The following is a 23,951-nucleotide window of genomic DNA, read 5'->3' on the forward strand; positions in this document are numbered from 1 at the left end:
AAGCGGAGTAGGGCGCACGCCGAATCGGAGTAGTCGGCCGCGCCCGCTAGGGTGAATGCCGTCAGTCAACCTGGAAGGACCAACGTGACCACGTACGTCGAAGAAACCCTCGTCCTCGTCAAGCCGGACGGCGTCGCCCGCAACCTGACCGGCGAGATCCTGCGCCGCATCGAGGCCAAGGGCTACCAGCTCGTCGACCTCAAGATGATCGAGCCCGACCGTGAGCTGCTCGCCGCGCACTACGAGGAGCACCTCGGCAAGCCCTTCTACGAGCCGCTCGTGGAGTTCATGGAGTCCGGCCCGATCGTCGCCATCCGCGTCGCCGGCAACCGCGTGATCGAGGGCTTCCGCTCGCTCGCCGGCACGACCGACCCCACCACGGCGGCCCCCGGCACCATCCGCGGCGACCTCGGCCGCGACTGGGGCCTCGCCGTGCAGCAGAACCTCGTGCACGGCAGCGACTCTCCCGAGTCGGCCGCGCGCGAGCTCGCCCTCTGGTTCTAGAGCGGCTCTAGAGCGGCTCTAGAGCGTCGAGAAGATCGAGGTGATGGCGTCCAGCCTCAGCTGCGCCATCACCACGATCACGAGGTAGCTCAGCAGCACGAGCACCCAGACCCACGGGTAGAGCAGCGCCGCGATCTCGCGGCTGCCCCGGCCGTTGCCGAAGTGCCCTTCCTTGAGGTTGAAGGCCGTGACGTACCAGAACATCGGGATCACGACCGCCCACACCACCATGCAGTAGGGGCAGAGCGTGCCGAGCACGAAGATGCTCTGCACCATCAGCCATGCCACGAAAGCGATCCCGGCCACGAAGCCGAGGTTGAAGAGCACCCAGAACCACTTCGCGAAGCGCGCACCGGCGAGGATCGCGACCCCCACCACGATCGGCGCCACGAAGGCCGCCACCCCGATCACGGGGTTGGGGAAGCCGAAGATCGAGCCCTGCCAGCTGGCCATGTTGGGCCCGCAGGTCACGAGCGGCGAGATGTTGCAGGTGGGCACGTAGTCCGGGTTGATGAGCGTCTGGATCTTCTCCAGCGTCAGGTCGAACGCCGCGTACCAGCCCGCGATCCCGGCCACGATGAGAAGCAGGGCGAGACCGATCGGACGGCGTTCAACGGATGGCACGTTCGGATTATTGCACGGGCCCTAAGCGAGCAATCTGGGAATGCGTGCGATAATCGGGGGAAGGTTTCCACGATCGACGTGGGGGCCGCCTAGATGACTTCCCGAATACGGGTAGAGCGCGAACCGCGCTCGCGAATCGAGAACCAGCGAGGCGCTCCGCATGAGCGGGGCCCCGCTCGCGAGAGTACCTGCCGGAAGGCGAGAGCCACCGGCTGGCAAGGAGTGCACCAGAGATGGTGGAGAGAATTTCAGACAATGACAACGGTGGCAGCAACGGAGAGGGCGGAGCACGGCGCAAGCGGCTGTTCGGCGGTCGCCGGAGCGTGAAGAAGAGCGAGCCGCAGCAGTCGGCTCCGTTCGACGCCGCTCCCGAGGCTGCTCCCGGCACCGCTTCACAGGGCCCCGCAGCCGAGAATCCGGCCGAGCCCGAGGCGCCCCGCGCCGCTGACGGCGCCGCGGAGGGCGTCGCCGAGAACGTCGCCGAGACCCCGGATGCGGTGCTGACGGCAGGCGGGCACGACGACGAGCCCGGCCTCGCGCCGTTCACCCCCGCGTTCCAGGCGCCCGCCGCCGATCCGGTCGCCGACGAGAAGCCGGCCGCGCGTGCCCTCAGCACCACGTCGCTGTTCTTCCAGGCGCCCGACCTCCCCGACCTGCCGCCGCTGCCGCCGCGCGACGAGCGTCCGAGCCGTGACCGCGGTGCCCGCGGTCCGCGCGACGACGACGGTCGCGACGACCAGCAGGGCCCCGAGTCGACCGTGCGTCGCCGCTCGCGTCGTCGCACGGGCGAAGAGGGCCGCGGGGGAGAGAACGACCCCGCCAACACCGTGGTCAAGGTGCGCACCCCGCGCGAGCCCGAGCTCATCACCGAGCCGCAGCGCATCAAGGGCTCCACCCGTCTCGAGGCCAAGAAGCAGCGCCGTCGTGACGGCCGCGACGCCGGCCGCCGCCGCCCCGTGGTCACCGAGGCCGAGTTCCTCGCCCGCCGCGAGGCCGTCGACCGCGTCATGGTCGTGCGTGCCAAGAACGACAAGATCCAGATCGGCGTGCTCGAAGACGGCGTGCTGGTCGAGCACTACGTGGCCAAGGCACAGGATGCCTCGCTCATCGGCAACGTCTACCTCGGCCGCGTGCAGAACGTGCTGCCGAGCATGGAGGCCGCCTTCGTCGACATCGGGCGCGGCCGGAACGCCGTGCTCTACTCCGGCGAGGTCGACTGGGAGGCCGCGGCCGCCGGCAACACCGACGGCAAGGGCGGCTCGCAGCCGCGCCGCATCGAGCTCGCGCTGAAGTCGGGCGACACCGTGCTCGTGCAGGTCACGAAGGATCCGGTGGGTCACAAGGGCGCCCGGCTCACCAGCCAGGTCAGCCTGCCCGGCCGCTACCTCGTCTACGTGCCCAACGGCTCGATGAACGGCATCTCCCGCAAGCTCCCGGACACGGAGCGGGCGCGTCTCAAGCGCATCCTCAAGGAGGTCCTCCCCGAGAACGTGGGCGTCATCGTCCGCACCGCCTCGGAGGGCGCCACCGAGGAGCAGCTGACCCTCGACGTCAACCGCCTCACCTCGCAGTGGGCGCACATCTCCGAGCAGGTCAAGAAGCAGCAGGGCCCGCACCTGCTGCACTCGGAGCCCGACCTCCTGATCAAGATCGTCCGCGACGTCTTCAACGAGGACTTCCACCGCCTCGTCATCTCCGGCGACGACGCGCAGGCGACGATCGAGAACTACCTCGCCGCCGTGGCGCCCGACCTCCTCGACCGCGTCGAGAAGTACGAGGGCGAGCGCGACGCGTTCGACGAGTACCGCATCTCGGAGCAGATCGAGAAGGCGCTCGACCGCAAGGTCTGGCTGCCCTCCGGCGGCTCGCTCGTGATCGACCGCACCGAGGCCATGACCGTCGTCGACGTCAACACCGGCAAGTTCGTGGGCTCCGGCGGCAACCTCGAAGAGACCGTCACCATGAACAACCTCGAGGCGGCCGAGGAGATCGTGCGTCAGCTCCGGCTCCGCGACATCGGCGGCATCATCGTGGTCGACTTCATCGACATGGTGCTCGAGACCAACCGCGACCTCGTGCTGCGGCGCCTGGTCGAGTGCCTGAGCCGCGATCGCACGAAGCATCAGGTGGCCGAGGTCACTTCGCTCGGCCTCGTGCAGATGACGCGCAAGAAGCTCGGACTCGGGCTCCTCGAGTCATTCAGCGAGCCGTGCGAGACCTGCGCGGGGCGCGGCATCATCGTCCACCACGATCCGGTGGTGAAGCACCGATCGTCCGGCGCACCCTCGTCGTCGAACGGCGGTTCCAACGGCGGCAACGGCCAGAACTCGAACGGCGGCCGTCGTGGCCGCGGCGGTTCGGGCAACGGCGGCAACGGCAACGGTGGCAACGGCGGGTCGTCCAACGGCTCCTCGCACGGATCCGTGGCACCGCACGCCATCACCGACGACGCGAAGAACGCGCTCGCGCAGATCGCCGCCTCGACCATCGCGGCCGCGTCAGGCGCTGCCGGCGAGGCACCGGTTCCCGCCGAGAAGATCGCCGACAAGACCGTCGAGCACGCGGTCGACGTCGTCGTCGAGCCGAGCGCCGCGCCGACCGCGGCGGCCGAGCCCGCTGCCGCCTCCGAGCCGGCTCCGGCAGCCGAGCCCGTCGGCACGGCGGTCCCGGATGCCGAGAAGGCCTCGTCGGCCTCCTCCCGCCGTCGCAAGTCGCGTCACTCCCGGAGCGACGAGGGCGAGCAGCCTGCCGCCCCCACGACAGCCATCCTCGACATCCCCGTCGCCAAGACGGCCAGGGCTCCCCGCGTGACCCCGCCCGAGGCGAGCCAGCTGCTCGACTCGGTGCTCGACGCGCTGCCCGAGCCCAAGCAGCCAGGCCAGGGTCGCACCCGCAGCCGCCGCGTGAGCACGGCGGCCGTCTCCGCGCCCGCCTCGGCCCCCGCTTCGGCCCCGGTGGACTCCTCACCCGGCGCCTGAGCGCCTGTCAGCCCTTGCCGGGGCGGTCCTTCGCACGCACGCGGAGGCCGCTCCGGCGAAGGCGCACCACCAGATCCCGATAGCTCACCGGCAGCGCGCCCGCGGCGACGAGCTCGTCGTAGCGGTCCACCGGCACGTCGTAGTGGTCGAGATCGAAGCTCCGCGGCGGCAGTCCCACGCGCTCGGCGAAGGCGTGCAGCTCGGCCAGCGAGTCGTCGCTCACGAGGTGGCCCCAGGTGGTACCGTGGGCTGGCCACATGGGCACGTCGATCAACACGGTCACGGAGCGAGTATGGCACCGGGTCGGGCCGCCGAAGTCGGTTTGACCGGGATCCCCGCGTCGAGTAAGCTTGGTCGCTGGCGTGCGTAGAGTTCCTCTCTCGCGATTGCCAAGACTTCCAAGCGTTGCAGATTGCGCTTTTGAGGGCCCCTAAAAGAGTTAGGTACGTAAATTGGTTTACGCAGTTGTGCGCGCCGGTGGTCGGCAGGAAAAGGTTGAGGTCGGCACCATCGTCACCCTCGACCGGATCAAGGCCGACAAGAACGGCAACATCGAGCTGGCGGCAGTGCTGCTCGTTGACGGTGAGAAGATCACCTCCGACGCCCCGTCGCTGGCGAAGATCACGGTGACGGCAGAGGTCCTCGAAGACCTCCGCGGCCCGAAGATCGTCATCCAGAAGTTCAAGAACAAGACCGGGTACAAGAAGCGCCAGGGCCACCGCCAGGAGCTCACCCGTGTCAAGGTCACCGGAATCAAGTAAGGATCAGGGCTAATGGCACACAAAAAGGGCGCGAGCTCCACTCGCAACGGTCGTGACTCCAACGCGCAGCGCCTCGGCGTGAAGCGCTTCGGTGGCCAGGTCGTCGGCGCGGGCGAGATCATCGTCCGTCAGCGCGGCACCCACTTCCACCCCGGCGTGAACGTCGGCCGTGGCGGCGACGACACCCTGTTCGCTCTGGCAGCGGGCTCGGTCGAGTTCGGCGCCAAGGGCGGCCGCAAGGTCGTCAACATCGTCGCGGCGGCTGCCGAGTAATCTCGCGCACCACCGCACAGGAGCAGGGGCCGGCGTTCTTCGCCCGCCCCTGCTTCGTCTTTTCCCCGTAGCACCGCTTCTCCCCGAAGCAGCGCCGCTCGACCGGCGTCGACACAGATCGTGAGGCAACCGCAATGGTGACTTTCGTCGACCACGTGACCCTCCATCTGCGCGCAGGGAACGGCGGCAACGGCTGCGTGTCGGTGCGCCGGGAGAAGTTCAAGCCCCTCGCGGGCCCCGACGGCGGCAACGGCGGTCACGGTGGCGACATCGTGCTCGTGAGCGATGCCGCCACCACGACGCTCCTCGGCTTCCACCGCCACCCGCACCAGTCGTCGCAGAACGGCGGGCCCGGCATGGGCGACCACCGCGCCGGCGCCAACGGCGAGGAGCTCGTGCTGAACGTGCCCGTCGGCACGGTCATCAAAGACACCGAGGGCAACGAGCTCATCGACATGGTCGAGCCCGGCATGCGCTTCGTCGTTGCCGAGGGCGGCCAGGGCGGGCTCGGCAACGCCGCGCTCTCGACCACCAAGCGCAAGGCCCCCGGCTTCGCGCTGCTGGGCACCGAGGGCTGGACCGGCGACGTGCTGCTCGAGCTCAAGACGGTGGCGGATGTCGCGCTCGTGGGCTACCCCTCGGCCGGCAAGTCCAGCCTCGTGGCGGCGATGTCGGCGGCGAAGCCGAAGATCGCCGACTACCCCTTCACGACTCTGCACCCGAACCTCGGCGTGGTCGAGATCGGCAGCACCCGCTACACGATCGCCGACGTCCCCGGCCTCATCGAGGGCGCGAGCGAGGGCAAGGGGCTCGGCCTCGAGTTCCTCCGCCACGTGGAGCGCTGCAGCGCGCTGCTGCACGTGCTCGACTGCGCCACCCTCGAGCCCGGCCGCGACCCCATCAGCGACCTCGACGTCATCCTGGGCGAACTGGGCGCCTACCCGGTGCCCGAGGGGCAGACCCCTCTGCTCGACCGGCCGCAGCTCATCGCGCTCAACAAGATCGACGTGCCGGAGGCGCGCGAGCTCGCCGACTTCGTGAAGCCCGAGCTCGAGGCGCGCGGCTACCGCGTGTTCGAGATCTCGACCGCGAGCCACGAGGGACTCCGTCAGCTCTCCTTCGCGCTCGCCCAGCTGGTCGAGGATGCCCGCAAGGTCGCCGCCGAGGCGCCCGCCCCGGCGCGAATCGTCATCCGCCCCCGCGCGGTCGACGAGGCCGGCTTCGTCATCAGGGTCGAGGGCGGCACGCACGGCAACCTCTACCGCATCATCGGGCAGAAGCCCGAGCGCTGGGTGCAGCAGACCGACTTCACCAACGACGAGGCCGTCGGCTTCCTCGCCGACCGGCTCGCGAAGCTCGGCGTCGAGGAGAAGCTTTTCAAGGCGGGTGCCGTCTCCGGATCGGCCGTGGTCATCGGCGCCGGCAACGGCATCGTCTTCGACTGGGAGCCCACCCTCACCTCCACCGCCGAGCTCATCACCGCGCCGCGTGGCACCGACGCGCGTCTGGACGGCCCGCGTCGGCGCACGAGCAACCAGCGCCGCGAGGAGTACTACGAGCTCATGGACGCGAAGTCCGAGGCCCGTGCCGAGCTGGTCCGCGAGAAGGAAGCGGGGCTCTGGAACGCCGAGGACGAGTCGTGACCCGCACGGCCGTGCTCGCGCGCGAGGGCATCCCCCGCGCGCGGCGTGTGGTCGTGAAAGTCGGCTCCTCGTCGATCAGCGGTGACAACGCCCACCAGATCGCACCCCTCGTCGATGCGCTCGCGACCGCTCACGCGGTGGGCACCGAAATCATCCTCGTCTCCTCCGGCGCCATCGCCACGGGCATCCCGTTCCTGCAGCTCGAGGCGCGCCCGCACGACCTCGCCACCCAGCAGGCTGCGGCCGCCGTGGGCCAGAACGTGCTGATCTTCCGCTACCAGAACAGCCTCGACCGCTACGGGATCGTGGCCGGCCAGGTGCTGCTCACGGCGGGCGACCTCGAGAACCCCACGCACCGCTCCAACGCCCAGCGCGCGATGGACCGGCTGCTCGGCCTCCGCATCCTGCCCATCGTCAACGAGAACGACACCGTGGCGACGCACGAGATCCGCTTCGGCGACAACGACCGGCTCGCCGCCCTCGTCTCGCAGCTCGTGGGGGCTGACGCTCTCGTGCTGCTGTCGGACGTCGATGCGCTCTACACGCGCCCGCCGCAAGAGCCCGGCGCCGTGAAGATCACGGATGTTCCGCTCGGCGACGACCTCGCGGGAGTCACCTTCGGCTCCGCCGGTGCGGCCGGCGTGGGCACAGGGGGAGCGGCCACCAAGGTCTCGGCCGCCCGTCTCGCGGCGGCGTCCGGCACCGCGGTGCTCGTCACCTCCACGTCGCTCGTGGCCGAGGCCCTCGCGGGAGCCCCCGTCGGCACCTTCTTCGAGCCCTCGCCGGTCCCCACCGAGCGCCTCCCCACGGGCGCCATCGCGGTCCCCACCGCCGACTGACCCGGCCCCACCCTCGCCGCCACTTGACACTTCCTGTGCGTAAGAGTGCCCACTTGACACAAGATGTGCCAAGTCGGCGCCTTTAGGCCCGACTTCTGTCAAGTCGCGGAGGGGCCGCCGGGCCGACGGGGTCGGGGGGCCGCGGGTAGACTTCTCGCATGCTTGAGACCGCCGTGGCGCCCCTGTCGTTCGACGAGAAGCTCGAGGGTGCCCGCGAGGCGTCGATCGTGCTCGCGACCGTCACCACCGACCTGAAGAACCGCGCGCTCGAGGCCATCGCCTCCGCCATCGAGACGGGTGCGGGCGAGGTCGTCCCGGCGAACGACCTCGACCTCGCGAACGGCCGCGAGAACGGCCTGTCCGAGGCGCTGCAGGACAGGCTCCGCCTCGACGCCGCCCGGCTCGCGTCCCTCGCCTCGGCCGTCCGCGAGATCATCGCGCTCACGGATCCGGTGGGCGAGGCGGTGCAGGGCCGGAACCTCCCGAACGGCGTGCGCATCGATCAGGTGCGGGTGCCCTTCGGTGTCGTGGGCGCCATCTACGAGGCCCGGCCCAACGTGACCGTCGACATCGCCGCGCTCGCGCTCAAGAGCGGCAACGCGGTGGTGCTTCGCGGCGGATCGGCCGCCGAGAACACCAACCGCGTGCTCGTGGCGCTCATCCAGGAGGCACTGACGAGCGTCGGGCTCCCGGCCGGTGCCGTGCAGACCATCGACGAGTTCGGCCGCGACGGCGCCAAGCGGCTCATGCAGGCCAGGGGAGCGGTCGACGTGCTCATCCCGCGCGGCAGTGCCCAGCTGATCGAGACCGTCGTGACCGAGTCGAAGGTCCCCGTGATCGAGACGGGTGCCGGCGTGGTGCACGTCTTCCTCGACGAGTCGGCGCGCATCGACTGGGCCGTCGACATCGTGCACAACGCCAAGGTGCAACGGCCGAGCGTGTGCAACGCCCTTGAGACCCTGCTCGTGCACGAGACCGCTGCGCCCCGCGTGCTGCCCGCCGTGCTCGAGCGCCTTCGCGAGGCCGGCGTGGTGCTGCACGCCGACGAGGCCACTCGCAGCCTGTTCCCGGATGCCGTGCCCGCCACCGAGGAGGACTGGGAGACCGAGTACATGAGCCTCGACCTCGCGGTGCGCATCGTGCGCGACCTCGACGAGGCGATGGAGCACATCCGCCGCTACTCGACGCACCACACCGAGTCGATCATCACGAACGACCTGGGCAACGCCGAGCGCTTCCTCAACGAGGTCGACTCCGCCGTGGTGATGGTCAACGCGTCGACGCGGTTCACCGACGGTGGGGAGTTCGGCTTCGGCGCCGAGGTGGGCATCTCCACCCAGAAACTGCACGCCAGGGGCCCGATGGGGCTGCCCGAGCTCACGAGCACCAAGTGGCTCGTGCGCGGATCGGGACAGCACCGGGCGTAGCCGGGCTCCGGTTAGCGGTATCGTAGGAGAGTCCGTTCCGACCGACGTCATCCTGGGAGAAGCAATGTCAGTTCTGGTGAGTGTCCTCGCGGCCGTCGACGAGCCGGCGAGCCTCCCGTTCGACCCGATCATCTTCGGACTCATCGCGGCCATCATCTTCGCCGCCCTCGGCTTCGTCACCTGGAGCTACCGCGACGTCGCGAACCGGCACCCGCAGAAGTCGGCGAAGTACGCCGCCACCCACGACGTGCACGGCCACGCCGACCGCACCGGCGCGGATCACTAGTCCGACCGGATGACCATCGATCCGCCCACGACGGGCACGCCCGGAGAGGCGCGGACCCGGCGGCGAATCGGCGTGATGGGCGGCACCTTCGACCCCATCCACCACGGTCACCTCGTGGCAGCCAGCGAGGTCGCGACCTCCTTCGACCTCGACGAGGTCGTCTTCGTGCCCACCGGCCGGCCCTGGCACAAGCAGCCGGTCACCCCCGCCGAGCACCGCTATCTGATGACCGTCGTCGCCACCGCGTCGAACCCCCGCTTCACCGTGAGCCGGGTCGACATCGACCGCGGGGGCGTCACCTACACGATCGACACCCTGCGCGACATCGCCGCCGCGCATCCGGATGCCGACCTCTTCTTCATCTCGGGAGCCGACGCGATCGCGCAGATCCTGAGCTGGAAGGACGTCGACGAGCTGTGGGATCTCGCCCACTTCGTGGCGGTCTCCCGGCCAGGTCACACCTTCGCCATTTCGTCTTTGCCGCGCCAGGACGTAAGCTATCTGGAAGTTCCTGCGCTAGCGATATCGTCCACTGACTGTCGCGGCCGGGTCGGCCGGGGTTTTCCGGTGTGGTACTTGGTACCCGACGGTGTCGTTCAGTACATCACCAAGCACCATCTATATCGGAGTGTTGAATGAGTTCGTCCCAGGGAGAGCAGCCGCTGACGCGTCGTCAGCTGCGCGAGATGGAGCGTCAGAAGCCGCGCAAGGAGCGCGACGCCGACGCCAAGGCCGCCGACGAGGCAGAGGCGGCCCGCAAGGCCGAGGCCGCTGAGCCGGCGCCCGCCGAGCCCGCCGCCGGCGCCGCGCCTGTCATCGCAGAGCCTGTCGTCGCCGAGCCCGCCACCGAGTCCGTGGTCGATGACTCCGACGACGTGGCCGAGGACACCATCGTGCCCGAGGTCGTCACCGACGACGAGCTCGACTCCGTCGACGACGCCACCCGCGTGCAGCCCGTGATCGAGATCGTGCCGCTCACCGGTGAGCGCGAGACCGTCGTCGAGGAGATGGTGATCGACGTCCCGATCGCCGCCACCGTCGACCCCACCGCCGAGGCCGCCGCCCACGTGGAGGCCGAGGAGCGCGAGGCCAACGCCCCCACGCTCGCTCCGCTGTTCCAGAGCCCCGCCGAGCGCGCCAAGGCCTCAAGCGATCAGCTGCCGTCGTCGTTCGACGACCTGATCTCGCTCCGCAACAACGCGGCCACGAACTCCATCTCCACCACGAGCGCCCTCGTGCTTCCGAACGTCCCCGGCTCGAACGACGTCGGAACGGCGCTCGACGAGACGGGCGAGGTCATCATCACGGGCTCGATCGACCTGCCCGCGAGCTTCGGCACCATCGGCGCCCCCGCCTCGGGCCTCGAGGCCACCGACCTCGACGCGCTGCTCGAGCGCTCCGAGTCCGAGACCCAGGGCTCCGACGTCGCTCCCGTGGCCGCGAGCCGCGCCATCAGCACGAACACGTCCTCGACCTCGCTAATCGCCCCGCCCAAGCGCGCGCGGGCGAACGCCCCGGTCGTGCTCGCCGTCACCGCGGGCGTGCTCGCGGTGGGCGTCGTCAGCCTCCTCCTCGCCGTCTTCGTCTTCCGGGTCTTCTGATCCCCGTCGACGGTCTCCTCTCCTTGTCAAGAAAGCTTCTGTGAGCGCCACACCCCATTCGATCGAGATCGCACAGCTGGCCGCCGTCGCGGCCGACTCCAAGCAGGCCGAGAACCTCGTGGCGCTCGACGTGTCGGGCCCGCTGCCCCTCACCGACGTGTTCCTGCTGGCCTCGGGCCGCAACGAGCGCAACGTCACGGCCATCGCCGAGGAGATCCTCGACCGGCTCGCCGAGGCCGGAACGAAGGTCATCCGCCGTGAGGGCCTCGCCGAGGGTCGCTGGGTGCTGCTCGACTTCGGCGACCTCGTCGTGCACGTCTTCCACGAGGAGGACCGCACCTACTACTCGCTCGAGCGCCTGTGGAAGGACTGCCCGGTGGTTCCGCTCACGGGTGTTCAGAACCACTCCGAAGATGTAGTAACCTAGACAAGTTGTTTCCGCGAGAGCGGAAAGAACGCCCAGGCTGAGTCACTCAGCATCCGGGCCCGTGGCGCAGTTGGTAGCGCACCTGCATGGCATGCAGGGGGTCAGGGGTTCGAATCCCCTCGGGTCCACCGCACGCACAAGGCTCGAACCCTTGCCAATGGAAACGTTGGCAGAGGTTCGGGCCTTGTTCATGTCTGCGGCCCAGGTCAGAGCGTTGGCGTTGACCTGCGGATCGAGGAGCATTTCGAAGGGCCGGTTGTGCTCGACGCGCAGCTCGTTGTCCTCGTCGATGAAGACCTTCGTGAAGAACGCCTGGTTGCACAGCCGCCGGTTGGTGTCGTCGCAGCGGGCGTAGATGTCAGCGCAGTTGGCGAGCAGGCCGAGCGCGTCATCGAGGTGGGCGCGAGCGTCGGCGTAGTCGCCGAAGTGGGTGTCGATACGGCGGGTTACCTGGTCGAGTTCGGCGACGATGCGGTCTTGCTCGCGCTTGAGTACGGAGAGCGGTATCGCGTCGGCGTAGTGCGCTTGCATGAGGCGGTCTTGCTCGCTTTCGAGCCGGTTGCGGTTGGTGGTGAGGCGTTCCAGTTCCTCGGTTTCGGCGGCCATGAGCCGGTCGAACTCGTGGTGGAGCATCCCCGCGAGTGCGTCTTGCTGGGCCGGCGTGATCTGGACGCGCGTGTAGTAGTCCTCGACGAGTTTCTCGACGTCCTCGATGAGCATCGCCTGGCGCGTGCAGTCGGTGCGCTTGGAGTGCCGCCCGGAGCACACGAAGTAGCAGTAGACGTTGCCGTGGCGGTTCTTCGCGTTGGAGACGATGAGCCGTGATCCGCATTGGCCGCAGTGGATGGTGCCTTTGAGGTAGTGGCCGTGGACTTGGGTTGCCTCGACGGCGCACTGGTGCGCGGTGAGCACGGACTGGACCTGGTACCAGACCTCGGCAGGCACGAGAGCCGGGTGGTTGCCCTTGTAGCGGGTGCCTCGGTAGATGACATCGCCCTTGTAGTACGGGTTGGTCAGGAGGCGATGGATGGTGGACACGGCCAAGGGCTTCGCCGGCCTCTTCGGCGTGGGCAGGCTGCGCAGTCCGCGCGAGGTGAGTTCGTCGTGGAGCTGGCTGACGCTCCAGTTCCCGGAGGCGTATGCCTTGAAGGCCCACTCGATCATGGGCGCGCGCTCGGGGTCGAGTTCGATGGTGCGAAGCTCGCGGCCCATCTCGTCGCGCTTGCGGACGTTCAGATACCCGATGGGCGCTCGTCCGTTTGTACCGCCGCCGATGGCTTTCTGCGTCATGCCCTTGGTGACTTCGGTGGCGAGGTTGCGGGAGTAGAACTCGGCGATCGTGGACATGATGCCGTGCAGCAGCATCCCGGAGGGCGTCTCGTCGATGTTCTCCGACGCGGATACGAGCATGACCCCGCACTGTTGGAGTGCGAGGTGGATGCTCACATCGTCGGCTCGGTTCCTGGCGAGCCGGTCGACCTTGTGAACGATGCAGTACGCGACCTTGTTGGCCTTGACGTACTGGATCATCCGCATGAGCTCGGGCCGGTCGGAGGACTTGGCTGAGGCTCCCGCGTCAACGAACTCCTCGACGATGCCGGCGCCGAGCTGTTCGGCCTTGCGCCTGGTCGCTTCGCGTTGGGCGGGGATCGAGAAGCCTTCGTCGGTGCCGCCCTTCTCTGCCTGCTCACGGGTTGAGACCCGCAGGTACGACACTGCGACGGCAGCGGTCCGGGGCGGGTCGATGAGGCTGGCTGCCGGATCGTCGGCAATGGTGGTCATCGGTGGCTCACTCTCACGCGGTTCGACCCTCGCGCTCCCACTGCGGTGGGAGGGGCGTTGATCGTGAGAGCAGCCGGTGAAGGCTGTAGGGCGAGACCCGATGGTCTCGGTGCGTGTTGCCCGCCAGATGACGAGGTTTGGGCCACAACGCCCCGCGTTGCGAGGCTTGCGAGGTTCATTCTACCGGGCGGCCTCTGAGGTGGCCAGGTCATCGGGGGCCGCCCGGTAGGTGTCGGGCACCCGGGCCGCTTCGCGGGCGGCTCGGCTCTCGCCTGTCTCCTGCAACGTCAGCCGGATGAGAACTTCGGCGAGCTTGTGCAGGTCGGCGCGGTCGCGATGCACGGCCCGGACGGAGAACGACCGCTCCTCGTAGGGGCGACGGTCGGTCTTCTTGGCATAGCGGCTCATCGGTCTACGGACCCTCGTCGTCGGCGAGACTGGCGTAGAACTCGTCTTCGGCTTCCTGCCGCTTGCGGACCTGGGTGATCACGAAGTCCACGAACTCTTCGTCCCTGTCGTCGAACTTCACCTCCTGGATCGCGGGGGCGGGCTCTTCGCCGGGCCAGGCGGCCTGCCGGGTGGGACGGTCGCGGTCCCCGCGCGTACTGCAGGCGGTGACCCAGTAGCGGAGGCGTTCTCGCGCGTCTGCGAAGTCGCGATGCCAACCGAGGGGTGCGGACGCGTTCTGCTCGGGGTCGTAGGCAGCCAGCCAGTGCAGGTGCAACGCCGACAGCTCCCAGACCATCTCCGGATGGTGATGCCAGAACGGCGGAATCACCGAGACCTGAAGTCCGTAGGTGCGGCGCAGCCAGTCCACCCACCGGTTCAGCGCGAGCCATTCCTGCTCCAGCTCGTGAGCGGTGAGCAGGTTCCAGTTCACCGGGTGTGGCGGCTCGGGCATGTCGGCGTTGGTGACGCGGGGCGGCCCGTCGAACACGTCAGGCTCATCCACCTCGGACGGTCCGACGGGGACATCGGGTGCTGCGGGTTCTTGGTTCTGATCGTTCGTCATGGTCTGGCTCCCGAACTCACATGCTGACCGGCGCGGCCTGTGCCACAGCGTTCGTTCGCTGGGGCGGCTCGTAGGCGGCTGCGTCTCGTCCGGCCGAGTTGCGCGGGGTGCGGTCTACCTCGTAGCGGGTTCGCGCGGCGTCGTGGCCGATCTTCTTGGCGATGAACTCTTCGCCCTCGATCGCCTGGCCATTGCGCTCGTAGTTGACCGGGCGCGTGTAGCCCTCGGCCACGAAGTTGTCGCCCTGGGCGAAGTTCGCGTGTGCATGCTCGGCCGACCGTCCGAACATCACCAGGTGGTGGTAGGTCGTCTCGGTCTGGGTGAACGAGCCGTCTTCCTCGCGGCGGAAGTGCTCCTTGCCAATGCGGGCGAAGAACCTCGCGTCGCCCTTGGCCGTCTCGGTGAGCAACGGCTCCGAGGCGATGAAGCCTGACAGTGACTCCTGGGTATGAATGGCCATGATGGCGTCCTCCTGAACTCGGGCGACCAGCTGCACGTGGTCGCTGTGTCAGGCAGGTACGCCCCGGCACCCAGAGTCGTCAGGATGCGGGGCTGCGCAGGAGAGCTTCGAGCTCCGCGCGATCGCTGCGGAGCTGCGCGGCATCCTGCCGGGAGGGCCAGGCGCGTAGGTCGGTGACGATGGGTGGTGCGGAGCGGAGCATGGTGATGCCGGTGCCGAACGGCAGCGTGCGGATGCGGTCTGGCGGCAGGATCGGCACGCGGCGGATGGAGCGTTGGTTGGAGCGGGTACCGCCGTCCCCGAGAGTCACCGAGTCGGTGTACTCGTCGCGTTCGCCGATGAGGGTGGAAAGGTCTTGGAGGTCGCGGCTGTTGGAGGCGCCGCCGAGGATGATCTTGACGATGCTGGCGTCCCAGATCGCGCCGGCCTGGTGCTCGCTCCACCGGTCGCGGGCCTGGGCAAGAGACTGCAACACGGGCATGGTGGTAATCCCGGTGCCGCCACCTTCGGCCATGAGCGTCGGGAGCGACGGCAATGGCGCGAGGTTCCCGATCTCGTCGAGCGCGAGCAGCAGCGGCGGATCAAGCCTGGCTCCGGGCGAGCGGGCGGCGAGCCTGCGCGCTGTCTCGATGAGGTCTTCGACGAACGCCGCAACCAGCGACGCGGAGGCACCCGCACCTGCCCCGGTGGCGAGCAGATAGAGGGTGCCGTGCTCGGTGAGGAAGGTCTCGGGGTCGAACTGCTCGTCCGGCTCAGGTGACACCGCGTCGAGCACGCGAGGGTCGGCAAGCGCGGCGAGGGCGAGGGAGACGCCTTGCCAGATGCTGTCGCGGGTCTTGGGGTCGGCGTCGATCATCGCGGCCAGGGAGTCGTCCCAGCCCATCGCCGCGTTCGGGTGGGAGTTGAGGATCGCGACCGCTTCGGAGGCAGCCGAGGGGTCGAGGGTCCATCTAAACAGTTCGGCGGGTGGTCTGCCGTCGAGGGCTGCGGCGTGCAGCAAGCTCTGAAGCGCGGTGCGGGTCTTGCCCTCCCAGAAGCCTCCGGACTCCACCCCACCAGCGGAGAGGCCGGTAGCGGCGGCGAGGCCGTTGGCGCGGATCATCGCGGTCAGTGGGTCGTGGCAGCCGCGTACCGGTGACCAGCGCAGCCCGGCAGGGATGCCCTCGGCCAGGCGTTGCGGGTCGAACACCGCGACCGGGCCGCCGCGACGGCGGCGGGCGCGGAGGGTGGCGGTGAGGTTGTCGGGCCGGGTGCTGGTGGTGACGACCGCGCCGGGTGCGTCGAGGATCGCGTTGATGACGACATGGAGGCCTTTGCCGGAGCGGGGCGGGCCGATCAGCAGGATCGAGTCCTCGACCGATGCCCATACCTTCGTGCCGCGACTGGCTCCGAGGAGGTAGCCGACATCCTCCGGTGTTGGGGATTCCAGCGACGGCCGCAAGGTGTCAGCGCGGTGCAGCAGTGCCTTCGCCGATGCGGCCGTCTTCACTTCCTGGCTGGTGGCGGTCCCGGCGAGGCGGTGTGGGTCGGTCTCAGTCTTCCTGGTGTGGTGGCGCAGCATGATCCAGACCCAGACGGTCCCGGCGGCGAGCCCGCCGAGCATGACCGTGCTGATGAGCCAGTAGAGGATCGGGTTGAGCCCGTCGGCACCGAGTGCGGTCGCGGGGTCGGCGGGGTTGAACAGCACTCCGAGGCCCGCGGCCGGGCCGGCGTCCGGCTGTGGCAGGCCGGTGAGGAACGCGGTGATGCTGCCGGCTGCGCGCAGCACGAGCGCGATGCCGAACATGCCAATCAGCCCGATGAGGGCGGCGTTGGTGAGTTCGTCGCCCATGCCCCCTGTTTGTCGCTGGTTCATGTCAGCCGCCGCACTGCGAACGTGCCCGAGATGCGCCCGAGCAGGATGACTTCCTGCCCAGCGGTGTCGGGGAGGGTGTCTAGGTCGATGAGCGCGCGGGCGTCGCCGGTTCCGGTGGCGTCGGTGTGGGAGACGATCACAGCGGCGGCGACATCCTCACCGGGGACGAACCCGTCGGCGGTGACCTCCATCAAGCGCGGCTCCCGGCGTGCGTGACGACTCCGCCGCGTCTCCGGCACCGGCTTCTCCGGCAACGCCACGGCGCGTCGGGGTGCGCGGGGGCGGATGATGTCGGTGAAGACGCTCCCGTCGCACTCGCGCACCTCCACCCGGACCGCGACGGTTCGGTCCTTGGTGATGGCATCCATGAGCGGCCCGAAAGTCGTCCGCGTCCACGCGGTCTCGCCGGGTGCGGGGAATGGTGTTCCGTCGATGGTTGCGGTGAGGGTTCCGTCGGTGGCGACGGTGACGAGGACGTGCGGCAGTTCAACCTGAGCAGGGTTCTCGTCGTCGTTCGGGGTGGATCGGCGTGGGCTGGTGAGGTTCATCGGTGGCCTCCCGCCGCGCGGCTGCTGGTGTCGAACAAGGCGAGCTCGGCCGGGTGCAGCTGATGCTGCGTGACGAAGCTCCTGGCCTTGATCCGCCACAGGCCTTGGCCGACGCCGAGGTTCGGCAAGAGCTGCTGCTCGGTGCCGGTCAGGCCGAGCGCGGTCGCGGTCGGGCCGAGCTGGTCGGACTCCTGCCGGTACACGATCCGCGTCTCGGCGTTCGCGAGCAGTGAGTTTGCCAGTGATCGCATGGCTGAGCCTTGGTCGCCTACGTTGTCGAGGTCGGTGAGCTTGTGGAAGATCAGCATGTTCGCGATCCCGTAGTGCCTGGCGAGTCGCCAGTGTGCGTCCATCCGCCGCAGCAGCGCCGGGTGGGACATGAGCCGCCAGGCTTCGTCGTAGATCACCCACCGCTGCCCACCGTTCGGGTCGAGCAGCGCGGACTCCATCCACGCCGACGAGCACGTCATCAACACCGAGATGAGCGTCGAGTTCTCCGTGACCCGTGACAGGTCGAGGGAGATCATTGGCAACGACGGATCGAACTTGACCGTGGACGGCCCGTCGAACAGTCCCGCCAGGTCACCGGCCACGAGACGGCGCAGCGCGTGACCGACCAGACGGCCGTCCTCGACCAGCCGACCGTCGGCATCCGCGCTGGGGGCAAGGATGCGTTCGACGACCATCGGCAGGATCGGCACATCGTTCTCACGCACGGTCTGGGTCAGGGCGATGTCGATCGCGGTGTGCTCCAACGGCGATAGCCCGCGGGCGAGCACGGTCTCGGCGAGCGCACCGATCAGGTCACGACGCCGCGCCGCGACCGTGTTGGTCCACTGCTCATCCGACAGCCCGTCGGGTCGGTGGCCCTCGTCGAGCGGGTTCAGGCGGGTGTTGAGTCCGTGGCCGAGCACGATCGCGCGTCCGCCGACGGCGTTGGCGACCGCGGTGTGCTCGCCCTTCGGATCGCCGGGAACGTACACGCGCCGACCGAACGGCAACGACCGCGTGTAGAGGGACTTGGCGAGGCTCGACTTCCCAGAGCCGACGATCCCGGCCAGCACCACGTTCGGTGCGGTGATGATGCCGCGCGCGTACAGCACCCACGGGTCGTAGACGAAGCTCCCGCCCGAGTACAGGTCCTGCCCCACGAACACACCATCGGCACCGAGGCCACCCTCGGCGACGAACGGATACGCACCCGCCAAGGTCGCCGAGGTGTCCTGATGGCGCGTCAGATGGAACCGACCTGGCGTCCGCAACCGCGCGGCACCTGTCTCGCCGGCCTTCGGGAGGTAGATCGTGGCGCGCCGCTCAGCCCGCTCCTGCTCGGCCTTGACCCTGGCTGCGGCGAGTGCGGCCTTGCGCTGCTCGGCGTGGAGCCGGGCCTCTGCGCGGCGGCGCTGCTTGCGGAGCTTCCGCCGTTCCTTCGACGGTGCCACCAGAACGGCGGTGTGCAGCCGTTCCCGATCCTGGGTCACAGCCCCAGCCCCCGGGCCTGCTTCACCGCAGCGATCTTCGCCGGCTCGAACCACGACCCATCCGACTTCGGGGCCGGAAGGTCGGTCCGCTTCGGAGCGTCCGGCGATGAGTAGGACACCAGCAGCTCCGGGCCGTCCCGCATCGGGGGTGGCCCGGTCTGTGCCGCTTCCTGTGCCTCGGTGTCGGGTTCGGTGTAGCGGCGCAGCAGGGAGACGTACCCGATGTGCGGGTTGACGACCAGCGCGTAGTCGCCGGAGATCGCCACCTGGTCGTTGGTGCCCTCGCCGGGCTCGTCGTAGACGTACCCGTTCTCCAGCGCGGCCTGTGTGGTTTCGTCGCCATAGTCCCGCTGTGCGAGGTAGTCCACCGCATCGACATGTCCCAGCTTGCCGAGGATGCGCAACGGCCGGTCGGCCTCCTCGCCTTGGAGGAAGACCACGCTGACCCACCGCGACGGCGCGGCCTCCTCGACAGTCGGCTCGGGGTGCCAGGCGATCCGCCCGGCGGCGATGAACCCTTCCGCGAGCCGGTCGTAGGCCCGGTCGACGAGATTCGCGGCCTGGTGTAGCTCTTGCGCAGCAGCAAGCGCGTCTCGCGCTCCTGCTTCGTGGTTGCCAGCGTCGTTGAAGGCGTGCGCGGCCTTGCGCTCATGAACGTCGGCGATCTGGTCGAGGACCTGCCGCAGCGAGCGCATCCCCGAGGACAGATCACCGATCACCCCATACATCTCGGCGGGCTGATCGAAACCCCGGCTCGCGTGGGCCAAGCCTCGCAGCGCCTCGGATGCCTCAGCGGCATCGGCAGTCGAATCGAAGAACGTGGGCATGGTCGGCCTCCTCGCGAGTCGTGTGATGGGGAGGTGTGCTGCGATGACCCCAGGCGCTGTCGGAGGTGGCTGACATACTTGATGGAGGCGTCGGAGGGAGGCACGAGGCAGTCACCGGCGAGAAGGAGAGCCCACATGGACGACCCGCGCGACGAATCCGGTAGCGACGATGCCGTTGGCAGGCAGACCTCGGAAGATGGTCAGATCAGGTCCGACGCACTTGAACTCGCAGCGTTCACGACCCTCGTCGAGGTGACGCCAGGCGTCGCAGTCGTATTCGGCGAAGTCCCCGACGGTCTTGAACTCATCAGCCTTGACATGGTGCCGTCCTTCGACCGCGCTCAGCTCTCCACCGCTCTCGGTTCCTTCGGCAACGCAGGCACGATCGTCGGGAACGTCGCGGAGGCTGTGTCGAGCGCGCAAGGCCTCTTCCGCGTCAACGATGCGACGCTGTCTCTGTTGAAGAGCGGTGGTCAGATGGCCGCGAAGGACGGCGCGAAGCTCGGAGCGATCTTCAAGAACGGTGAACTGGTCGCGCAGGCACGCTTCATCCCCGCGTCGATGACGGCCGCCACGGCGATCGCAGCCATCGGCCCGGCTGTCGCCATGATCGCGCTCCAGATGCAGCTCGGTGAGATTTCGGGCCTCGTCCGCTCCAACATTCAGCTCACGACGCAGACGCTCAAGGCCATCCGGAACGAGCAATGGGCAGAGCTTGAAGGGCTGGCGGAGTCCGTAGATGAGGCAGTCAAGGAGACCCGCGAACTCGACGCCATCACGGACTCTGTCTGGGAGCCCATTGCTCCCAGCGGCCCCAACATCCGCAAGCAGTTGAAGTTATACCGCAAGAACGTGGCAGGCCATGTCCAGGAACTCGGGAAGCTCGACGGTCGTGCTCGCCGCCAATACCTCGAATCCAACGCCGAAGCGATCGTCTTCGATACGTACGCGCTTCTTAGCTCGCTCAAGACCCACGCGGAGTACCAGGCTGTCCGGGCTGCCCTCGCCAGAACACGAAGCACCAACGACGAGAGCGAAGCGCAGCTCTTCGACCGGATCGCCCGTAACACTCCCGTCGAGATCGACGAGTCGCTAGCCGAAATCCGATCGCTGACCGAGTCACTCGTGCGTGAGTTGCGGATCATCGCCGAACTTCCCGGCCGCGCTACCGTGCCTCTCACGAAGAAGCGAAAGGACGCAAAGGCTTCTCAACTCACTTGCAGGCAGCTCCTCGAAGCGATCGACCCTTTGGCCAACATGCTCCAGCCAGCAGTCGAGATGCCAGCAGTACCAGCGGCGGTATGCGCACCCGAAGGGCTTGAACTCGATCCGTATCTGCATATCCTTCGGTGGTTCCTTGAGGATGGCGAGACGCTTCGCAGCGTGGCCTTCCCATACGAAATGGGAACTCACAACTTCGCTGGAGTCGTGCCGGCCATTCTCGCCAGAAGGGTTGATGCGACTTGGGACGCGCTCGCGCCAGGAAGAGCCAGTGCCATCGTTGAGAAGTTCGCGTCGAGCACGTTCGTAGCGGTGACTGACCGACGGATCGTTACCGCCAACCCAGGGAAACTCCTAAAACGAGGCGAACTCGGCCCGATCTACTCCTTGGATGACGTGCGGAATGTACGCGGTCGCTCGCACCGCGGAGCGGGCGTCCGACCCACTATCGACGTGGCCACAGAGGAGCGCGATCTGCATTGGATGTTCCCCGACTCCGCGGAGCACGAGGACATCGACAGCCTGGCGGCGGCTCTTTCCGAAAGAACGCCCCACGCAGTTTCGGCCGCGACAGCGATTGAAGGACTTGCCACAGCAGACTCCGCCATCGAGTCCTAGAGATTGCGCGAGTGTAGGCATGAGTGAGCAGGAAGGCTTCCGGCCGACGGGTGGGCGGGCAAAGAGCGGCAAGTGCGCGCTGTGCGGGGCCCTGGCAAGACTCACCAAGGCACACGTGCCACCGAGAGCTGCATTCAACAATGGGAGCTTCTCTTGGGGTGGCACGACAGCAGGCAGCCGACTTGCCCACGGGCGGCCACGCCTCGGTGGCGCCAGCCTGTACGCGCATTGCGAAACCTGCCGGGCGGCCACATCCCCTTGGGATGACGAGTACATTCGGTGGGCCTACACCTTCGCGGGCAACCTGCTCCACTCCCAGTGGAAGGGCGAGCGGACTCACATTGAAGGAAAGCTCAGCGAGGTTCGCCCGGGTCGATTCATCCGCTCCGCGCTCGCAGGCATGACAGCGCTGACTCCGAAGCTCATCGATTCACACCCTGACCTGGTCTGGGCCGTGCGGCATGGAGTCGCAGCCCCAGCGCCCGAGGGCATCCGATTCTTGGCGGCGATCGCGCCTGACGGGGCGGCGGCGGTCCTTGAGGGAGCACACGAGGGCTTGGCCGTAAAGCTATCGCGGGATGGTGGAAGGGATGATGAATGGACGGCCGCGACCACACCGACAATCTCTGCCGTGATTCACTTCCCTCCGTTCAGCTTGCTGCTTGCGGATCGCCAGTTGGTGAGCGCTTTGCCGCACGCCGACTGCACTGACTGGCTAGAACTCGGGGTCGATGACCTCGCAGAGGTATCACTGGCGCTTCCCGTTGTTGATCTGCCCCGAACTCCAGACGCGCCGGTTCCTGTTTCGATGCTTCGGTTTATCGACGCGCGAGCCTGATCCTCGGCCGGAACAAGGTCGGGTCACGCCGTGTCGGGAGGGCTTACACCCGTCGGCAGAGCGGAAGCGCGGCGGTGGTGAACGCGGCGGCTTGCTGGCCGACGAGGAGCCGGGTCTCACACGACGCTTGGATCGCGGCCTGCTCGATGGCGGCGACGGCGGCGTCGAGTTCTTCGACGGTTGGGGCTGAGACGGCGATGAGGCCGGTGTAGCGGAGGATGCCGTGTCCGGCGGTGAGGTCGGCTTCTTGCTGGAGAACGTCGTGGTACTCGGCGGTCTGCGAGGCGTCCTCGATCTGGCCGATCTTGGCGCGCTGGGCCTGGTCGGAGATGTGCTCGACCTTCTTCTTGCGGATGTCGCGTGCGGCGGCATCGGATCGCATTGGGGTGCAGATCAGCGAGAACGACCGTTGGATGCCGGTGGACAGCAGCACCGGCGACAGGAACCCCGGATACACCAGCGACCGCGGCCACTCGCTGACCCAGAGCACCGCATGGTGGGCGGAGTCGGTGCGCAGCTTGCCCCAGGTCTCGGTGACCGCAACCGGCCCCGCGGTCGCGAGGGACTGGCCGAGCGTGCCGTGCCGTTCCAGGGTGGCAGCGATGGCCGGGTCGTAGGCGGAACGCAGCATCACCGCGATCTGCCCTGGTGTCAGCCATCCCGAGGGCGAGAGGTCGGCGGAACGGAGCGCGGCGACGATCGTGTTCATCTCTTGCCGCAGCACGGCGGCAGCACCGCGTATCCCGCCGCCCGCGGTCCTGATCTGACGGGCACTGGTCTTCATGTCCAGTGACAGCGAGAGCGTGGTCGCGTGGCGTTCACCGGCGGGTCCGGCCCGGTCGATGAGTTCGGCGTAGGTGTCGGCCGCCCATGATCCGTCAGCCGTGCCGTGGGTGGCCCACCATTCGGCGAGTCCGGTGCCTGAGTCTGGGAGGGTGCGTTCGAGGACTTGCAGCGTCGCGATTCGCCCGGAACGGCAGACGGTTGCCAGCACGCGGCCCCAGGAGCTGACGCGGCGTTCCTGCTCGCCTGGATCGAGGAGCACGAACGCGGGATGGGTGACCTCGCACACCACGGTCAGGGTTGCGGCGTGGGGGTCGTGGATCATCCCGGCTCCGGTATCGGGGTCGGTGTACTCGCGCAGTCGCGCCATGTCGCCGGGCAGTGCGAGGGTTCCAACGGGACGCGGGACGACGATCCTGCGTCGGTACAGCAGTTGCCCGCCGGTGGTGCGCCACAGCCACCAGCAGGCGATGGGCAGCCACTCCACGATTGGCCGACCTGCGATGGGTATCCAGGTCAACGCCGCGGCGAGTACCCAGATGGGGGCGGTGTAGGCGAGCAGCATCCCGCCGCCGGCGTAGAACGCGCCGATGAGCGTGGCTCCGCCGATGGCGAGCGTGATGAGCTGGGTCAGCGACAGGCCGAGGAGGACACCGCGACGAGTGAGGCGGGAGAACTTCACCGGCACGAGTTCGCCCGCGGGGGGCCGGTCGTGGTTCGTGCTGCTCATCGTCTACTCCTTCGGTGGGCGTGGCGCGGGCGGCGGGGGCTGCTTCGACGGCGGTGACGGGTCGCTGCTCGGCGGTCGTGGTGCCGGGCTCGACGGCGGTGCCGCAGGCGATACGGCGGACGGTGGCGGTGTCTGCGCTGCTGCGTCGGCGGCGTGCTCGCCCTGGGCTCCCAGCGCGGTTCCGGCCTTCGGGCCGGCGGTTGCGGCACCCTTGGCGACGCTCGCCCCAACCACCACCCCGGCTGCCACGGGACCGGCCGCGGCTGCACTGCCTCCGCTTGCCGCGGCTCCACTGCCGGCGGCCCCTCCGCCGCTCGCGGCGGGTGCCGGCGCTGGGGCCTTCGGCGGTGCTGGTGCGCTGCTTCCTCCACCCGTGTTCCCGCCGCCGCTGTTGGTTCCGTCGAGCACCTTCTTCGGGTCGCCGCCGCCTTGT

The 23,951-nt window shown here is 68.4% G+C and carries 23 protein-coding genes, 1 tRNA gene and 2 pseudogenes; 14 read left to right on the forward strand and 12 right to left on the reverse strand.

Annotated elements, in window-relative coordinates; genetic code table 11:
* Positions 1-84: 84 nt before the first annotated feature.
* The gene (ndk, locus tag Q0D57_RS05325; protein WP_291039450.1) at positions 85-504 is read left to right on the forward strand and encodes a nucleoside-diphosphate kinase; all 420 of its coding nucleotides are present in this window, start codon (positions 85-87) and stop codon (positions 502-504) included.
* A gap of 18 nt (positions 505-522) precedes the next feature.
* On the opposite strand, the gene Q0D57_RS05330 is transcribed toward ndk, so the two are convergent.
* A complete protein-coding gene (locus tag Q0D57_RS05330; RefSeq protein ID WP_291039453.1) occupies positions 523-1,128 on the reverse strand; it encodes a vitamin K epoxide reductase family protein in 606 nt (201 codons plus the stop codon).
* 233 nt (positions 1,129-1,361) lie between these two features.
* Here Q0D57_RS05330 and Q0D57_RS05335 point away from each other — a divergent pair, with 233 nt between their 5' ends.
* Positions 1,362-4,106 (forward strand): Rne/Rng family ribonuclease, encoded by a 2,745-nt coding sequence (locus Q0D57_RS05335; protein ID WP_291039456.1) that lies wholly within the window; start codon positions 1,362-1,364, stop codon positions 4,104-4,106.
* Between the two features lie 7 nt (positions 4,107-4,113).
* On the opposite strand, the gene Q0D57_RS05340 is transcribed toward Q0D57_RS05335, so the two are convergent.
* Positions 4,114-4,389 carry a DUF4031 domain-containing protein gene (locus tag Q0D57_RS05340; RefSeq protein WP_291039460.1) on the reverse strand — a complete coding sequence of 92 codons (276 nt, stop codon included), beginning with the start codon at positions 4,387-4,389 and terminating at the stop codon, positions 4,114-4,116.
* A 169-nt stretch (positions 4,390-4,558) separates the two neighbouring features.
* Here Q0D57_RS05340 and rplU point away from each other — a divergent pair, with 169 nt between their 5' ends.
* The 11 genes from rplU (at position 4,559) to Q0D57_RS05395 (ending at position 12,188) form a co-directional block, all read left to right on the forward strand.
* Positions 4,559-4,867: a 50S ribosomal protein L21 gene (gene rplU, locus Q0D57_RS05345; protein WP_259528348.1), complete on the forward strand. Its 309-nt coding sequence runs from the start codon at positions 4,559-4,561 to the stop codon at positions 4,865-4,867.
* A gap of 12 nt (positions 4,868-4,879) precedes the next feature.
* On the forward strand, positions 4,880-5,140 hold the full coding sequence (gene rpmA, locus Q0D57_RS05350) for a 50S ribosomal protein L27 (protein WP_259528345.1): 261 nt from the start codon (positions 4,880-4,882) through the stop codon (positions 5,138-5,140).
* A 134-nt stretch (positions 5,141-5,274) separates the two neighbouring features.
* A complete protein-coding gene (obgE, locus tag Q0D57_RS05355; protein WP_291039469.1) occupies positions 5,275-6,783 on the forward strand; it encodes a GTPase ObgE in 1,509 nt (502 codons plus the stop codon).
* Positions 6,780-7,622 carry a glutamate 5-kinase gene (gene proB, locus Q0D57_RS05360; protein WP_291039472.1) on the forward strand — a complete coding sequence of 281 codons (843 nt, stop codon included), beginning with the start codon at positions 6,780-6,782 and terminating at the stop codon, positions 7,620-7,622. The genes obgE and proB overlap by 4 nt, the downstream gene beginning before the upstream one ends.
* 158 nt (positions 7,623-7,780) lie before the next feature.
* Positions 7,781-9,049, forward strand: a complete 1,269-nt coding sequence (locus tag Q0D57_RS05365; RefSeq protein WP_291039476.1) for a glutamate-5-semialdehyde dehydrogenase — start codon at positions 7,781-7,783, stop codon at positions 9,047-9,049.
* 64 nt (positions 9,050-9,113) lie between these two features.
* Positions 9,114-9,335 carry a hypothetical protein gene (locus Q0D57_RS05370; protein ID WP_291039479.1) on the forward strand — a complete coding sequence of 74 codons (222 nt, stop codon included), beginning with the start codon at positions 9,114-9,116 and terminating at the stop codon, positions 9,333-9,335.
* A gap of 9 nt (positions 9,336-9,344) precedes the next feature.
* Positions 9,345-9,974 carry a nicotinate-nucleotide adenylyltransferase gene (gene nadD / locus Q0D57_RS05375; RefSeq protein ID WP_291039482.1) on the forward strand — a complete coding sequence of 210 codons (630 nt, stop codon included), beginning with the start codon at positions 9,345-9,347 and terminating at the stop codon, positions 9,972-9,974.
* Complete coding sequence (locus Q0D57_RS05380; protein WP_291039485.1) at positions 9,971-10,936, forward strand: hypothetical protein; 966 nt, start codon at positions 9,971-9,973, stop codon at positions 10,934-10,936. The genes nadD and Q0D57_RS05380 overlap by 4 nt, the downstream gene beginning before the upstream one ends.
* Before the next feature lie 40 nt (positions 10,937-10,976).
* Positions 10,977-11,363: a ribosome silencing factor gene (gene rsfS / locus Q0D57_RS05385; protein ID WP_291039488.1), complete on the forward strand. Its 387-nt coding sequence runs from the start codon at positions 10,977-10,979 to the stop codon at positions 11,361-11,363.
* A gap of 55 nt (positions 11,364-11,418) precedes the next feature.
* Positions 11,419-11,491, forward strand: a tRNA-Ala gene (locus Q0D57_RS05390).
* 130 nt (positions 11,492-11,621) lie between these two features.
* On the forward strand, positions 11,622-12,188 hold the full coding sequence (locus tag Q0D57_RS05395; protein ID WP_245702888.1) for a hypothetical protein: 567 nt from the start codon (positions 11,622-11,624) through the stop codon (positions 12,186-12,188).
* Here the strand turns inward: Q0D57_RS05395 and Q0D57_RS05400 are convergent.
* The 8 genes and pseudogenes from Q0D57_RS05400 to Q0D57_RS05435 all read right to left on the reverse strand — a co-directional run.
* Positions 12,105-13,145, reverse strand: a pseudogene (locus Q0D57_RS05400) (recombinase family protein); the annotation flags it as partial. The gene Q0D57_RS05395 and the pseudogene Q0D57_RS05400 sit on opposite strands and share 84 nt — an antisense overlap.
* Positions 13,146-13,325: 180 nt before the next feature.
* Entirely contained in the window at positions 13,326-13,553 is a 228-nt protein-coding gene (locus Q0D57_RS05405) for a hypothetical protein (protein WP_090587791.1), read from the reverse strand.
* Positions 13,554-13,557: 4 nt separating this feature from the next.
* Positions 13,558-14,157: a hypothetical protein gene (locus Q0D57_RS05410; RefSeq protein ID WP_175460191.1), complete on the reverse strand. Its 600-nt coding sequence runs from the start codon at positions 14,155-14,157 to the stop codon at positions 13,558-13,560.
* 16 nt (positions 14,158-14,173) lie between these two features.
* The gene (locus Q0D57_RS05415; RefSeq protein WP_090587789.1) at positions 14,174-14,617 is read right to left on the reverse strand and encodes a single-stranded DNA-binding protein; all 444 of its coding nucleotides are present in this window, start codon (positions 14,615-14,617) and stop codon (positions 14,174-14,176) included.
* 79 nt (positions 14,618-14,696) lie between these two features.
* Positions 14,697-16,472, reverse strand: a complete 1,776-nt coding sequence (locus Q0D57_RS05420) for a type IV secretory system conjugative DNA transfer family protein (RefSeq protein ID WP_090587788.1) — start codon at positions 16,470-16,472, stop codon at positions 14,697-14,699.
* The gene (locus tag Q0D57_RS05425) at positions 16,469-17,020 is read right to left on the reverse strand and encodes a hypothetical protein (protein ID WP_090587786.1); all 552 of its coding nucleotides are present in this window, start codon (positions 17,018-17,020) and stop codon (positions 16,469-16,471) included. Before Q0D57_RS05425 ends, Q0D57_RS05420 begins: the two co-directional genes overlap by 4 nt.
* The gene (locus tag Q0D57_RS05430) at positions 17,017-18,501 is read right to left on the reverse strand and encodes an ATP-binding protein (RefSeq protein WP_090587784.1); all 1,485 of its coding nucleotides are present in this window, start codon (positions 18,499-18,501) and stop codon (positions 17,017-17,019) included. The genes Q0D57_RS05425 and Q0D57_RS05430 overlap by 4 nt, the downstream gene beginning before the upstream one ends.
* Positions 18,498-19,328: a hypothetical protein gene (locus Q0D57_RS05435; RefSeq protein ID WP_090587782.1), complete on the reverse strand. Its 831-nt coding sequence runs from the start codon at positions 19,326-19,328 to the stop codon at positions 18,498-18,500. Before Q0D57_RS05435 ends, Q0D57_RS05430 begins: the two co-directional genes overlap by 4 nt.
* A 135-nt stretch (positions 19,329-19,463) precedes the next feature.
* Between Q0D57_RS05435 and Q0D57_RS05440 the strand changes: the two genes are divergently transcribed.
* Complete coding sequence (locus tag Q0D57_RS05440; RefSeq protein ID WP_175460190.1) at positions 19,464-21,167, forward strand: hypothetical protein; 1,704 nt, start codon at positions 19,464-19,466, stop codon at positions 21,165-21,167.
* An 881-nt stretch (positions 21,168-22,048) separates the two neighbouring features.
* On the opposite strand, the gene Q0D57_RS05445 is transcribed toward Q0D57_RS05440, so the two are convergent.
* The gene (locus Q0D57_RS05445) at positions 22,049-23,518 is read right to left on the reverse strand and encodes a PrgI family protein (RefSeq protein ID WP_090587778.1); all 1,470 of its coding nucleotides are present in this window, start codon (positions 23,516-23,518) and stop codon (positions 22,049-22,051) included.
* 3 nt (positions 23,519-23,521) lie between these two features.
* A pseudogene (locus Q0D57_RS05450) lies at positions 23,522-23,951 on the reverse strand (conjugal transfer protein TrbL); the annotation flags it as partial.

It is taken from the genome of Herbiconiux sp. (assembly GCF_023264895.1).
GTDB lineage: Bacteria > Actinomycetota > Actinomycetes > Actinomycetales > Microbacteriaceae > Herbiconiux.

Excerpts from the sequence above, each read along its gene's own strand:
- Q0D57_RS05335 (WP_291039456.1), top strand. The coding sequence starts at position 1,362 with ATGGTGGAGAGAATTTCAGACAATGACAACGGTGGCAGCAACGGAGAG.
- rpmA (WP_259528345.1), top strand. The coding sequence starts at position 4,880 with ATGGCACACAAAAAGGGCGCGAGCTCCACTCGCAACGGTCGTGACTCC.
- obgE (WP_291039469.1), top strand. The coding sequence starts at position 5,275 with ATGGTGACTTTCGTCGACCACGTGACCCTCCATCTGCGCGCAGGGAAC.
- Q0D57_RS05365 (WP_291039476.1), top strand. The coding sequence starts at position 7,781 with ATGCTTGAGACCGCCGTGGCGCCCCTGTCGTTCGACGAGAAGCTCGAG.
- Q0D57_RS05370 (WP_291039479.1), top strand. The coding sequence starts at position 9,114 with ATGTCAGTTCTGGTGAGTGTCCTCGCGGCCGTCGACGAGCCGGCGAGC.
- nadD (WP_291039482.1), top strand. The coding sequence starts at position 9,345 with ATGACCATCGATCCGCCCACGACGGGCACGCCCGGAGAGGCGCGGACC.
- Q0D57_RS05380 (WP_291039485.1), top strand. The coding sequence starts at position 9,971 with ATGAGTTCGTCCCAGGGAGAGCAGCCGCTGACGCGTCGTCAGCTGCGC.
- Q0D57_RS05405 (WP_090587791.1), bottom strand. The coding sequence starts at position 13,553 with ATGAGCCGCTATGCCAAGAAGACCGACCGTCGCCCCTACGAGGAGCGG.
- Q0D57_RS05410 (WP_175460191.1), bottom strand. The coding sequence starts at position 14,157 with ATGACGAACGATCAGAACCAAGAACCCGCAGCACCCGATGTCCCCGTC.
- Q0D57_RS05415 (WP_090587789.1), bottom strand. The coding sequence starts at position 14,617 with ATGGCCATTCATACCCAGGAGTCACTGTCAGGCTTCATCGCCTCGGAG.
- Q0D57_RS05420 (WP_090587788.1), bottom strand. The coding sequence starts at position 16,472 with ATGAACCAGCGACAAACAGGGGGCATGGGCGACGAACTCACCAACGCC.
- Q0D57_RS05425 (WP_090587786.1), bottom strand. The coding sequence starts at position 17,020 with ATGAACCTCACCAGCCCACGCCGATCCACCCCGAACGACGACGAGAAC.
- Q0D57_RS05435 (WP_090587782.1), bottom strand. The coding sequence starts at position 19,328 with ATGCCCACGTTCTTCGATTCGACTGCCGATGCCGCTGAGGCATCCGAG.
- Q0D57_RS05440 (WP_175460190.1), top strand. The coding sequence starts at position 19,464 with ATGGACGACCCGCGCGACGAATCCGGTAGCGACGATGCCGTTGGCAGG.
- Q0D57_RS05445 (WP_090587778.1), bottom strand. The coding sequence starts at position 23,518 with ATGAGCAGCACGAACCACGACCGGCCCCCCGCGGGCGAACTCGTGCCG.